Source organism: Streptomyces sp. NPDC006384 (assembly GCF_042870695.1).
In the GTDB taxonomy this organism is placed as follows: domain Bacteria; phylum Actinomycetota; class Actinomycetes; order Streptomycetales; family Streptomycetaceae; genus Streptomyces.
On sequence record NZ_JBIAHR010000022.1, the window covers coordinates 22,806 to 33,939 of the forward strand.

The following is an 11,134-nucleotide window of genomic DNA, read 5'->3' on the forward strand; positions in this document are numbered from 1 at the left end:
ATGGCCTCACCCCTGCTCCTCGCGAACGGCGCCAGCACCGACCATCCCGTTCCCGGCCTGCCGTTCGTCGACGACACCCACCTGGGCGCCGGCTCACACCCATCCGGCCCCGCGCGGCCCGTCCGGATCACCGACCCGGACCGGGCCGACCTCGTGTGGGTCGTCCACGTCCACCCGGGTCTGGGCCGCACCGTCGTGCTGCACGAAGCCGACCCCGATGCCACCGGCCCGTGGGAGTGGCACAGCACCTGGCCTCTGGTGACCCGGTCCGGCGGCTACTGGTGGGACGGCACCGCCTAGCACCGACCGCCCCAACTGTGGAACGAGGCCGCGGGCTCCCTCGAGGCCCAACCCGTACCGGCGGCCACCACCATCACCGCCGCTGACCTCCTCGACGGCACGGCCGACGCCGACCGCGGACACGTCCACCAGGTGAGCGCCCTCACCGGGCCGAGCGCGACGGCGGACGCTTCCCAGTGGCAGCACGACCTGGCCCGATGGGCCAGGAACCGCAACCCGGCCGCCGGGCACCCGCCGCTGGAGCGATGCGTGGTCACCCTCACCGCTCCCGAACTCGCTGGTGACCAGATGATCGGCACGCGCGCCTTGGCCGCGGCCATCAGTACCTCGGCGCTGCGCGCCTACATCAGCCGTGGCCAGGGAGCCCTCCCCGAACCCCAGGCAGTCGTCGGCAACCGGCCCATGTGGCCCCGCTCCGTCGCCGAGAACTGGGCCGAGTACCGACGGCGTCCCGCCGCCGACCGCTGGCCGTCCCACCGTGACTGCCCGGCCCTGTCGGCGGGCACCGAACACATCCGCCAGTGCCTCGACCCAACCCTGTTCGCCGCCCCGAGAGCCGCGCCCGCTGGGCGTCGCGCCACCACACCCGTCAGGCCGTCAGCGACGTCGCCGCGGACCTCGCCTACCTGGCGGCCGACGGGCTGGAGGAGGCCTGCCCCGCGCAGGCGCCCGCCGAGGTCCTCACCCAAGCCGCCCTCGCCGCCGCAGCAGACGGTTCGTCCTCCGTCGGCCGGGTCCTCGACTGGCTCACCCGGCACCATGCGCCTGCGGCCGAGACGGCCCTTTCCGCCATCGCCGAGCAGGCCGAGCTGCGACTCGGCATCCCGCGGGCCCACCCGTCCAGACCCTGCGCGCCCACGCCCCAAGAACGCCGCCGGTGCCGGCCGTGCCCCCGCGCGACGGCGTGAGCGTGCCGCAGGCCGAGCAACGGTGCATCCCGGACATGCTTTCAATCTCAACCATGTCCAGGGTGCACCCGACCGACCGCAACAGGTCTGGCCAGCCCGTACGTTCACCACAACCCCGGAACGCCGGGGGTCGGTCCCGCTGAAGAGGAGAGGCACATGCGCACCTGCCACAAGAGTTCCGTCCGGTCCGTTCGCTCCGTCCGCTTCGTGCGCCCGTAAGGCCCACGAGCACCACACCGAAGGCGGCCGCACCTCTGGTTCGGCCGCCTTCGGGCTGTCCGGCTTCCGTTTTCGCTACGACCGCAGGCGGGACCTGCAGGGAGATGCCGCATGGCCACTCACGCACCGGCCACCACCGCCGTGCCCAACGAGCGGACAGCCCGGTCTGCCGTCCGCATCCTGATCATCGGCTCGCTCCTGGTGAAGGCGGGCGGGTTCAGCTGGGACTTCCTCGCCTACTACGTCGGCGACGGGACCAACGGGACCGGACACGGGACCACGGCCGCCGGCGCCGCGCTCACCGCCTTCGGGGTCGGCTGGTGCCTGGGCCAGGCCTCAGCCGGCGCGCTGACCGACCGGCTCGGCCAACGCACCGCCCTGGTCGCCCTGATGATTCTGTCCGCCGCCGCGTGCCTCGCCCTCGCCGTCGCGACCTCCCTGCCCGCGCTGCTGGCCGTCGCCGTGTGCCTGGGACTGACTATGGAGGCTCACCGACCAGCCGTCTCCGCCGCCATCAACGAGGCGATCCCCACCGAGGCCGGTCGAACCCGCGCACAGACCTGGACGTATTTCGCGAGCAATGTGGGCATCGCGGTCTGCGGCGGTGCCGGCGGCTACCTCGCCCACCACCACGGCTACCGGGCCCTGTTCGTCGCCAACGCCGTCGTGTGCCTGGCCTTCGCGCTCATCGCCCGCCGGACCCTGGCCTCCAGACCGCCGGCGGCCGCCACCCCCCGCTTCACCTACCGGCAGGTGTGGGGCGATCCGACCCTGCGCTGGATCACCCTGGTCGCCGTCTGCTCGATGATCTGCGCCTGGGGACTCGTCTCCGTCCTCCCGCTGCTGATGACGAGCGACGGTCTTCCGGCCACCGGATTCGGCGTAGCCATGATCGCCAACACCGTCGCCGTCCTGGCCCTGACACCGCCCCTGATGCGGCTGCTCGTCGGCCGCGGCGACACCGTGCGGTTCCCGTTCGTGCCCGTCCTCGCCATCGGCTCGGCGATCCTCGGCCTCGGCATCACCATCGCCGCCTTCCAGCACACCGTCCTCGGCTACGCGATCGCCGCCGCCGTCCTGGTCCCCGGCGAGGTGTTCTACAGCGTCGCCGTCGGCGCCTACATCTCCACCGCCGCGCCGCCCGGTGCGACCGGCCGCTACCAGGCCGTCATCAGTGGAGCGACCGCCCTCGCCTCCCTGCCGCCGCTCGGCCTCGCGCTCGCCCTCGAAGCCGGCGGCCGTCCGCTGGTCGCCGTCCTCCTCGCGGCCAGCGCGGCATTCGCCGTCGCCGCCTGCATACCTCTCGCCCGCTCGCTGCGCTCCCGCACCACCCGCCCCGACATCAGGAGCTGACCGTGACCTCGAACTTCACCAACCTGCTCTGGCCGGTGCCCGCTCCGGCGAGCTCGACCACGGACGACGAGCGCGCCCCGGCGCCCCCGGAGCCGGCAGCGACCGCCTCACCCGTTCCGGCCGGATCGGACGCAGCCACGTTCTGCGGCTGAACACGATGCCAGCCCCCCGGACGGAACAACGGCCCCGGACCACAGCTGATGTAGCCCCGGGCCATCCCCGTGCACCGGCTCCGTCGCCGCCAACGGCCGGAGGGCCGCGAGGAGGCGACCTGACACGACCTGCACGACGAAAGGAGACACAATGCCCGCCCACCTCACGATCCACTGCCCGAAGTGCCCCAGCGACGAAGTCGAAGCCCGGCTCACCCCGCCCGAAGACGCCTCCTCACCCGTCGCCGCGTTCGTCTGCCGGTTGTGCGGACACCGCTGGCACCCGGGAGAGCTCCCGGACCTCCTCGCGCCCGACTACGACCAGGCCTACGGCACGGCGCCCACGCTGGCCGAGGAGGAGCTGATCCTGGCTCTGTGGGCCGAGGGCATCAACCTGCGTGCCCAGGCGGCCCGCGACGGCCACGGCCCGGCCGTTGATCGCGGCGGTTACCGGCTGTTCTACCTGCGCCAGGCCGCCTACCTCGACCGGGCCGCCCACGCGATGCAGGTCGCCGCACACGACGGGCTGATCGACTCCGAACACGCCGCCGACGCCGCTGACGCGGCCGTGATGGCCGCCGACTTGCTCCTGCACCTCGATCTCGAGCTCGACCAGGTCCACGTCGAAGGGCTGCTGGGTGCTGACGCACCCCAGTGGCAGAGCCCGGAGGGACTGCGCGCCTACGTACGCCAGGAGTACACCGCCTGGCAGGAATGGGAGAACTCCGTCCGCCGAAGCCGCCGACATTCGTAGCCGGGGACCGAGGCGGAGCGCAGCCCCGCCCGGCATCACCGGGGCAGGTAGCACCGGCAGAGGGCGCCGGGAGCGTGCGCGTGGAAGACCTGGTGCTGGGCCAGCGCGTCCAGCGGCTGCTTCCCGGACTCCTGACGGCGGCCGCACCGGCAGTAACTACGGTCCAGCCACGGGTTGTAGGTGACGTAGGGGTGAGCGCGCTCCTTGCACCACACCACCGTCTGCGGCGCCACGCCCATCACGATGAACTCCTCCTTCCGTGGTCCGGGACTCAGGCCGCGGTGCTCTCGGCGAGGGCGGGGACATGCGCGATGCCCGAGGACCGGATGACGGGCACGACGCGGTGGCCGCGCGGGCGCGGGTGGCAGACCAGGGGCCGGATGGGCTCCCACCGGGTGCCGATGAAGCCCGTGAACTCGGTCCACCGCCGCTCGAACGAGGCACGGTGCTTGTCTTCTGCCCCGCTCGGCGCAGCCACGAGGTACCCCTCCGCCGCGGGGTAGCCCTCGCCGCGGTCGAGGTAGTGCAGCCGCTTGATCATCGATCGCTCGCCGCGGCGCAGCTGGACGCCGTCGTCGCGTGCCCAGCGCATCAGGGTGAACTCCGCCTCCAGGCGTGAGCCTTCCCACACCGTGCGCACCGACCGCCACGCCTGGCCCTTGACCGGCTTGCCCTGGCAGTCGTCATCGACGCCGGCGCACGCGGTGGGCAGCTCGGTGCGTGTGCCGGCGTCACCGGCCTCGAACTCCGTGTGCGCGCGCCGGCAGTGCGCGGTCCGCTCGGTGCGGCACCACCAGCGCGGGCGGGCGCATCGGTCCCCGTGGCGGAGGCGGCAGTCCTTCGTCCGGCCCGGCAGGTACAGACGGCGTACCTCATACAGGGAGAACGGCACCGCGTCCAGGCGTTCCTCGAACGCGATGAGCACCGCATCGTTGCGCTCGTCCTCGGTCAGCTGCTGGTACAGCGACCGCGTCCCGTACAGAGACATCGGCTCGTTCAGCGCCATCGAGGCGTACTCCATCGCCAGCGCCTCGGCGGCCAGGTCCGGGTGCGCGCGCAGCCGCTCCTCGTGCCGGTCCCGCGACGCGCACACGCCACTGAAGGGGCAGAAGGTGCAGTAGCTCTTCTGGATGGGCTCGCCGAGACGCGCCAGGACGTACGCCTCCACCGCCTCCCGGTCCATGCCCGCATCGATCAGCGGGTAGGAGGGCTGGCAGATCACCCTCCCGGCCTGCTCATTGAGCCGGTTCTGGATCTTCGTGTCCTTCTCCATCCGGGACCGCTCCCCGGCGTGGTAGCCGATCACCCGGCGGAAGGGGACCTGGCCGAACTCGGCCACCGCCCAGTGATCAAGTACCCAGCCCTTGAAGCGAATCGAGCACGTCCTGCGCCCCGAGGCCATCTGGGGGACGGTGCCGCCGGTCAGCAGCCAGTCCGACAGCCGCCACGGCCCCGCCTGATGGATGCGGCGGGTAGCCCGCGAATCGTCGAGGACCATGACCCCGTCGGAGTCGGACCTGCCCATCCTGGCCACCTGCACCACCCGCACCCTGCGCTCGGCGAGCAGCGGGAGTACGAGCCGGTCCACGTACGACAGCGAGGTAGGCCACTCCTCCTGTGACGGCATGCACAATGATCAAGTCCGACAGGTCGGGTTCGAGCCCGTAGCGGACGGGATCCTCCAGGAACATCAGCAGGATCGCGGTCGAGTCGGCGCCCAGGCCGTACGACAGGACCGTCTTCGGCTTGACAGGCCGGGCCGGCCCGCGGGGGACGGGCATCGAGAACAGGGCGGGTGCGGCGGTGGACACGGGAAGTTCCTTGTGAGTCGGGGGTGCCAGCACGGCGCGGCCGTGTCGGCATACGGGTTACAGGCCCAGGGCCCGCAGGGCGGCGAGCAGCTGCTCGGCCTGCGCGGGGCCCAGGCGGGGGCGCGGCGCAGGGGGCGCACGCAGCACCGGGACGTCGAGGTCGACGCCGAGGAGCGCACCGCGCTGCTCCGGGTCCTGCTTGAGCCGGTAGTGGGCGGTGCGGATCATCCAGGTGTCCCAGTCGTCGGCAGGGCGTCCCGGCCGGGCTTCGTGCTGGGCGTCGGGAGCGATGCGCGGGCACGGGCAGCCCGGGTCGCTGCACGGCCGGCCGGCGGGATGGGCGCCGCCCACCGGACCGCCGCGGTATTTGCTCGCGGAGCCGCAGCATGGGGCACGCCTTGGCGGTGTAGGCGAGGCATTCCGGGCCGAGGCCGGCCTCGGGGGCGGCGCCGGCCTGGACGTTCATGGGCCGGACGGCCAGGCAGAAGCGTTCCTGCAGGGGCTCGCCGCAGATCTGGCAGAGCCGGTGCAGCAGGGCCAGCGCGCGGCGGCGCGGGTCGACGCTCCCGAGCACGGCGTGGCCGCCGTGCTCGTAGGAGACGAACGGCACCACGAGGCCGCCGGCCCGGGGGAGGCTCAGGCAGCGCACGGGGACCGGGGCGCACTCACCGGCTCACCTCCGCTGCCGTCGGGCTACGCAGGACCATGCGCTGGCGGGCGGGGTCCCAGTCGCATTCGGTGTAGAGCCGGTTGAGGTCCGGCCAGAGTTCGGCGGAGGCGGGGTCGGGGCGGTAGAGCAGCCCGTACTCCCAGCACTCGGCGTAGCCGGGCAAATGGCCACTCCAGCGGGTGTTGCAGGCGCTGCCCGGGTGAGGGCAGGTGAGGCGCTGGAGGCCGGTCTCGGCGCAGCGCGCGACGTCGCAGCGGTGATGGTGCAGCTGACCAGGCGGGACGCTGCAGTCGGGGCAGAGGGTGGGGCGGTCGAGCATGACTCCTCGAGGACGGACGACGGCCGCGCGGACGCGGGGGAAGTGGGAAGGAAGGGGGCGCCGGAAAGGGGGAAGGGTCAACGCCGGGACGCGGGGGAGGCACCGGGGCCCGGAAGACGGTGCGGCAGCTGTGCCGCCCAGGCGGTGAAGGCGACGGGCGGGCTGAAGCCGCCGGCCGCCATGACCGTGCACAGTTCCGCGGTGGTCACCAGGACCTGCGGAGCCGCGCCGCCTGGTGTGAGCGGCAGCCGGAAACCGAGAGCGGCGGCGACGTCGCGCACGAACCACAGCACAGCGCCGCCGGACACGCGCACCCGCAGGTGCGCGCTCTCGTAGACGACCGTGATGGTGCGGGGCCGCCCGCTGCGCCCGGGCCCGGCGGCCGCAGTACGGCGGGCGGCGGCCGGTATGGGGCGGGGGTTCACTGGGTGACGCTGCCGGTGCGCAGGTCGACGGTGAGGGTCTCGCCGCGCTCGGGCCGGTCGGTGGCGGCCAGGTCGGCAAGTACCTCGCTCACGTCGTCGAAGGCGAGGTCGACGGTGCTGACCGTGCCGTCGAGGTGGCGCAGCTCGGCGCTGTACTCGCACCAGAACCAGCCGTTCTCCCATTCCCAGGCGCCGAAGGCGACGCTGACCACCGGCCAGCGCGAGTCCGTTTCCCGGGCCGCGACCACCTCACGGGCACGGCGGCGCAGCACGGTGACCAACTGGTCGGCGTAGCGGGCGCTCTGGCGCCGGACACACGCGATCTCGATGTCGTTGAGCTGCGAGGCGTCCAGGGTGTCCAGGAGCCGGGCGAGTTCGGCGTCGAAGTCGGCGGTGCCGACGAGGGAGACCAGGGCGGCGGGCGAGGGCGCGGGAGCGAGGAGCAAGGGCGGGGCCTTCCGTTCGGGGAAAAGGGACTGCGGGCAGCGGCCGGGTCAGGAACGGCCGGTGCGGGCGCGGCGGGCGAGTATGCGGGCCTTGATCTGCTGCTGGGTGGGCGGAGTCCACTGGCGCCACCCGGCGGCGACGGTCCACCGCTGGGCGTGTTCGCGGTGGCCGATGCCGCAGTGGCGGCAGGCACTCGGGACGGTATTGGTCATCAGGGGTCTCTCGTTGTCAGGCGGCCAGCGCCAGACGCTGGAGGTAGGCGGCGGCCGCGTCCTCGCCGAGGTGATGGCGGATGGCGTCGCCCCGGCGCCAGGTGAGGGGGCCTTCTTCCGCCTCCCGGCGGGACGCCTCCTCGACGACGTGGGCCAGGCTGAACTGGTTCTTGAAGCGGTGCCCGATCTGCTGCTCCAGGTCGAGGTACGTCTTGGGGGTCGGCAGGCCGAGCACCCAGCACAGCCGGACGGCCCGCACCAGCACCTCGAAGGACGCCAGGATGCAGAAAATGCAGCTCAGGCGGGGGATGAGCGTGTCGTACACCGGGTGATAGTCGAGGGCCTGGTCGGCGATCTCCTGCCAGACCTCGGTCTCGGAGAGGTGGAACACCGGGTGCCACGTCAGCACCAGGCGGCGGCCGTTGCTGGCGCGGTGGTCGATGGCCAGTTCGTGCTTCCTGCGGCGCGAGGGCGACTCGGCGGCCCGGATGCCCAGGCAGTTGACGATCAGTGCCTGGTCGTCGAACCCGAGCTCCTCGACGATCTGCGTGAACAGCTTGGCCGCCTCATCGCGCTTGAGCGTCGAGGTGCACAGCCTGTTCTGGGCGTCGGGCCACATGCCGCGCTTCTCCACCATGCCGAGGAAACCGACGGACGCCTTGACCACCACGAACCGCAGCCCGTACCGCTCGGCCTGCTGCCGGGCAAGGTCACGGACCCCGGGCCACTCCGCTTCCTCGCCGATGTCGGCATGGACCACGACGACCTTGTCGAGGCAGCCGGCGGCCTTCGCCCACCGCACCACGCGGTCGAGCGCCACCACGCTGTCCTTGCCGGAGGAGGACTGCACCAGCAGCGCCGAGGCAGCACGGATCAACTCCAAGGGCATGGCCGCCAGGTCGGACAGCAGTGAGATCTCGGCCGAGAGCCGGGCACCCTTGCGGCGAGGCTGGCCCGCGCCGGTCAGCTTCCGGGAACGGGCGAGTTCCTCACCCAGGCGCACGTCGGCCCGCTCGCTCGCGGCGAAGGCGCGGCGCCACCGGAGCACGGCCGCTTCCACCTGCCCGGCGCACGCCTCGTACGCGCTCTCGGCCTCGGCCAGGGCCTTCACCGCGACCTCGAGGTCCCGGCTGCGGGCCGTGCGCACCACGCTGCGGCACCGGCGCCGCGCGGCGGCGGCCTCCTTGCGGCGCAGCCGGGCCCGGCGCTCGGCGCGCTCGGCGGCCCGGCAGGTGCTCTCGGCGCTGGCCGAGAGCCGGATGAGGTTGAGCAGGTGCAGACGTGTGGTCAGGTCCATGGCGTCAGGTCCCCGGGGGTGGAAGTGGGCGGTGGGCGTCAGGCGGAGAAGGCCGCGTCGTCCCGGTCGGCGAGCCAGGCGGTGAAGGCGTCCGCCATGCGGGCGCTCTCCTCCTGCACGCCGAGGCCGTTGGGCAGGTGCTTCTCGACGGCCTGGTCGGCGCCGTAGGCGATCAGGGCGGTCCACGGCTTGTTGTGCATCCAGGCCGGGTGCCGGGCGCTGTACGTGTAGTGGCCGGGGTTCCAGACCTCGCGGTAGAACAGCGCCTCGACGTCCCCGCTGCGGTAGACGACGCGGCTGTCGCCGCTGTGGTCGGTCTCGACGCGCGCCTCCAGGCCGTGGGCGGCGAGGGCCGCGACGAGGTAGTCGCCCGCCGGGGTGTCGTCGACCTCGGGCAGGCCGACCAAGCGGCGGCCGAGGTTGGTGATGTACGGGTGCTGCTCCTCGCCCTCGGTCTGCTGGCCGCGCCGGGTGAGGCGGGTGACCAGGCCCTCGCGGACGAGCGAGTTGAGGATGCGTCCCTGGACCGGGGATTCGATGCGGCCGGGTTCGGCGGAGACGAGGGTGCTGAGCAGAGCGTCGGCCTTGGCGACGCTGAGCAGGGCGAACCGGCCGGCGGGGGTGATCTTGTACCGGACGGGCTCCGCGTCGTCGTCGCCGGCCGGGGCGGTCGTGATCCAGCCGCGCTCACGCAGGACGTTCAGCGAGCGGGTGGCAACGCCCACGGGGAGCAGGCCGTCGGCGGCGCGGAGGGCCGCGAGCAGCCAGGTGCGCTGCCGGGCGTTCGGAGCGGGAGCGTGGGAATCGGCATGCAGGAAGGTCGGCATGGTGGGTCTCCGGTGGTCAGCGGTACAGGGCGACGCGCAGGGTCTCGCCCCGGTCCTCGGCGCGGCCGAGGTCACTGAGGGCGAGGTCGACATCGGGATCGTCGAAGTCGTGGATCTCAGCGCGCGAGCCGAAGTGGAGGGTCGCGTCGTCGGTGCGCCACCGCCTGTGGAAGTCGAGCTGGAACGTCACCGCGTCGGGGAGGTCCCTGCCGACATGCGCGAAGTGCTCCTTGAGCTCGGCGCGCAGGTTCTCGAAGTCGTCGGAGTGAGCTGAAGGGGGGATCTTGTCGTCGACGCGATGACCGTTGCGCTGGCGTCCGCAGCCCTCGCACAGCTCCTGTGCGGCGGTGTTGTCGAACCGGCAGTCGCGGCCCTTGCACTGCCAGAGCAGGCCGGCCGCGCGGAAGACCTCGCGTACGACCTCCTCCTGCTGCTCGTTCGCCGCCTGGAGTGCCTTCTCGATCACGGTGTCGGAAATGGGTTCCCTCCCGGGGATCGCATGCGCGTAGTGGCCGGAGCCGCTACCGGTTGACGCTTATAAGTTTACCAAAGAAATGGGAATGAGTAAATCTGAAAGGGTCATCCGGGGGAGGGTGGCTCCCCGGGGGTGTACGGATACGGACCGGGGCCCCTGGGGCATTGCCGCTCGGCCAGAGAGACCGGATCAGTCGGCGTCGAGGATCTCACCAGGGCGCAGGAAGCGTCCGGTGTCGATGAAGTGCTGGCGGGAGACGGAGGATTCGGTGTCGTAGTCGCCGAACCGGCCGAGGGTGGTGTCACACCCGCAGGTGCACCGCGGCATGGGCTCGCCCTGTCCGGCGCGGGTCAGGTGGCAGCCGCCGCACCGCTCCTCGCTACCAGCGTTCTCGAAGGCGCAGGCGCAGGTCCAGGAATCGCAGCCGGTGCACAGGCCGGCGCTCTCGGCCTGGTCGTCGTTGAGCGGCCCGTTGCAGTTGTCGCACAGGCCGGCGGGCCAAACGAATCCGAGCCGGCGCAGCGTCCAGGTGACCGAGTCGTACAGGTCGCCGCCCGAGAGGTTCTGGTCGGCGAGGTGAGAGAGCACGACGCGGGTCGCTGCCATGGGATTGGGAATGCCGGAACGGCGGGCGGCGTGGTCGGCGAGGAAGATCAGGCCGCGGGCGGCGTGGGCCAGGGCAAGGGAGAAGAGGCGGGAGGGGGCGTACCGGAAGATGGTCATGGAGACTCCAGGGGGCGGGGTCGCGGTGGTGCGCGGCCTAGGCGGGCCGCTAGGCGGGCGAGGTGCACGCGTCCTTCTGCTGGTGTGGGACCCCCGCGGGGTCAGAGTGGTGGGGGGCAGAGGGCGCCGGGGGGGGGGGGGGGGGGGGGGCGGGGGGGCCCGCCGGGGCGGGGGGGGGGGGGGGGGCGGGGGGGGGGGCGGCGGCGCCCGCGCCCGGCCGGGCGGGGGGGACGAGACGCGGC

At 72.7% G+C, this 11,134-nt stretch carries 16 protein-coding genes; 5 read left to right on the forward strand and 11 right to left on the reverse strand.

The genetic code is table 11. The annotated features are described in order from the left end of the window. The 5 genes from ACFYOJ_RS26640 (at position 1) to ACFYOJ_RS26660 (ending at position 3,686) form a co-directional block, all read left to right on the forward strand. Complete coding sequence (locus tag ACFYOJ_RS26640; protein WP_356559018.1) at positions 1-300, forward strand: hypothetical protein; 300 nt, start codon at positions 1-3, stop codon at positions 298-300. Positions 301-821: 521 nt separating this feature from the next. Next, the gene (locus ACFYOJ_RS26645; protein WP_356559016.1) at positions 822-1,208 is read left to right on the forward strand and encodes a hypothetical protein; all 387 of its coding nucleotides are present in this window, start codon (positions 822-824) and stop codon (positions 1,206-1,208) included. Positions 1,209-1,538: 330 nt separating this feature from the next. Next, positions 1,539-2,780 carry an MFS transporter gene (locus ACFYOJ_RS26650; RefSeq protein ID WP_356559014.1) on the forward strand — a complete coding sequence of 414 codons (1,242 nt, stop codon included), beginning with the start codon at positions 1,539-1,541 and terminating at the stop codon, positions 2,778-2,780. A 2-nt stretch (positions 2,781-2,782) separates the two neighbouring features. Further along, positions 2,783-2,932 (forward strand): hypothetical protein, encoded by a 150-nt coding sequence (locus ACFYOJ_RS26655; protein ID WP_356559012.1) that lies wholly within the window; start codon positions 2,783-2,785, stop codon positions 2,930-2,932. Between the two features lie 151 nt (positions 2,933-3,083). Beyond that, positions 3,084-3,686 (forward strand): hypothetical protein, encoded by a 603-nt coding sequence (locus tag ACFYOJ_RS26660; protein WP_356559010.1) that lies wholly within the window; start codon positions 3,084-3,086, stop codon positions 3,684-3,686. A 35-nt stretch (positions 3,687-3,721) separates the two neighbouring features. Here ACFYOJ_RS26660 and ACFYOJ_RS26665 read toward each other — a convergent pair whose 3' ends face one another. From ACFYOJ_RS26665 to ACFYOJ_RS26715, 11 genes are all read right to left on the reverse strand, one after another. Next, entirely contained in the window at positions 3,722-3,928 is a 207-nt protein-coding gene (locus ACFYOJ_RS26665; RefSeq protein WP_388598039.1) for a hypothetical protein, read from the reverse strand. 29 nt (positions 3,929-3,957) lie between these two features. Next, positions 3,958-5,313, reverse strand: a complete 1,356-nt coding sequence (locus ACFYOJ_RS26670) for a hypothetical protein (RefSeq protein ID WP_388598041.1) — start codon at positions 5,311-5,313, stop codon at positions 3,958-3,960. A 241-nt stretch (positions 5,314-5,554) separates the two neighbouring features. Further along, entirely contained in the window at positions 5,555-5,725 is a 171-nt protein-coding gene (locus tag ACFYOJ_RS26675; protein WP_356559292.1) for a hypothetical protein, read from the reverse strand. A 437-nt stretch (positions 5,726-6,162) separates the two neighbouring features. Continuing rightward, entirely contained in the window at positions 6,163-6,486 is a 324-nt protein-coding gene (locus tag ACFYOJ_RS26680; protein WP_356559294.1) for a hypothetical protein, read from the reverse strand. A gap of 77 nt (positions 6,487-6,563) precedes the next feature. After that, complete coding sequence (locus ACFYOJ_RS26685) at positions 6,564-6,911, reverse strand: hypothetical protein (RefSeq protein WP_356559296.1); 348 nt, start codon at positions 6,909-6,911, stop codon at positions 6,564-6,566. Further along, positions 6,908-7,357 carry a hypothetical protein gene (locus ACFYOJ_RS26690; protein WP_356559298.1) on the reverse strand — a complete coding sequence of 150 codons (450 nt, stop codon included), beginning with the start codon at positions 7,355-7,357 and terminating at the stop codon, positions 6,908-6,910. The genes ACFYOJ_RS26685 and ACFYOJ_RS26690 overlap by 4 nt, the downstream gene beginning before the upstream one ends. A 48-nt stretch (positions 7,358-7,405) precedes the next feature. Further along, positions 7,406-7,570, reverse strand: a complete 165-nt coding sequence (locus tag ACFYOJ_RS26695) for a hypothetical protein (protein WP_356559300.1) — start codon at positions 7,568-7,570, stop codon at positions 7,406-7,408. A 16-nt stretch (positions 7,571-7,586) separates the two neighbouring features. Then, positions 7,587-8,867 carry a phosphoadenosine phosphosulfate reductase family protein gene (locus tag ACFYOJ_RS26700; protein ID WP_356559302.1) on the reverse strand — a complete coding sequence of 427 codons (1,281 nt, stop codon included), beginning with the start codon at positions 8,865-8,867 and terminating at the stop codon, positions 7,587-7,589. Between the two features lie 38 nt (positions 8,868-8,905). After that, positions 8,906-9,694, reverse strand: coding sequence for a hypothetical protein (locus tag ACFYOJ_RS26705; RefSeq protein ID WP_356559304.1), 789 nt, complete (start codon positions 9,692-9,694; stop codon positions 8,906-8,908). A 16-nt stretch (positions 9,695-9,710) separates the two neighbouring features. After that, positions 9,711-10,160: a hypothetical protein gene (locus ACFYOJ_RS26710; RefSeq protein ID WP_356559306.1), complete on the reverse strand. Its 450-nt coding sequence runs from the start codon at positions 10,158-10,160 to the stop codon at positions 9,711-9,713. Between the two features lie 198 nt (positions 10,161-10,358). Continuing rightward, entirely contained in the window at positions 10,359-10,892 is a 534-nt protein-coding gene (locus ACFYOJ_RS26715) for a hypothetical protein (RefSeq protein WP_356559308.1), read from the reverse strand. Between the last annotated feature and the right edge of the window lie 242 nt (positions 10,893-11,134).

Excerpts from the sequence above, each read along its gene's own strand:
- ACFYOJ_RS26715 (WP_356559308.1), bottom strand. The coding sequence starts at position 10,892 with ATGACCATCTTCCGGTACGCCCCCTCCCGCCTCTTCTCCCTTGCCCTG.
- ACFYOJ_RS26650 (WP_356559014.1), top strand. The coding sequence starts at position 1,539 with ATGGCCACTCACGCACCGGCCACCACCGCCGTGCCCAACGAGCGGACA.
- ACFYOJ_RS26675 (WP_356559292.1), bottom strand. The coding sequence starts at position 5,725 with ATGATCCGCACCGCCCACTACCGGCTCAAGCAGGACCCGGAGCAGCGC.
- ACFYOJ_RS26660 (WP_356559010.1), top strand. The coding sequence starts at position 3,084 with ATGCCCGCCCACCTCACGATCCACTGCCCGAAGTGCCCCAGCGACGAA.
- ACFYOJ_RS26705 (WP_356559304.1), bottom strand. The coding sequence starts at position 9,694 with ATGCCGACCTTCCTGCATGCCGATTCCCACGCTCCCGCTCCGAACGCC.
- ACFYOJ_RS26680 (WP_356559294.1), bottom strand. The coding sequence starts at position 6,486 with ATGCTCGACCGCCCCACCCTCTGCCCCGACTGCAGCGTCCCGCCTGGT.
- ACFYOJ_RS26695 (WP_356559300.1), bottom strand. The coding sequence starts at position 7,570 with ATGACCAATACCGTCCCGAGTGCCTGCCGCCACTGCGGCATCGGCCAC.
- ACFYOJ_RS26700 (WP_356559302.1), bottom strand. The coding sequence starts at position 8,867 with ATGGACCTGACCACACGTCTGCACCTGCTCAACCTCATCCGGCTCTCG.
- ACFYOJ_RS26670 (WP_388598041.1), bottom strand. The coding sequence starts at position 5,313 with ATGCCGTCACAGGAGGAGTGGCCTACCTCGCTGTCGTACGTGGACCGG.
- ACFYOJ_RS26640 (WP_356559018.1), top strand. The coding sequence starts at position 1 with ATGGCCTCACCCCTGCTCCTCGCGAACGGCGCCAGCACCGACCATCCC.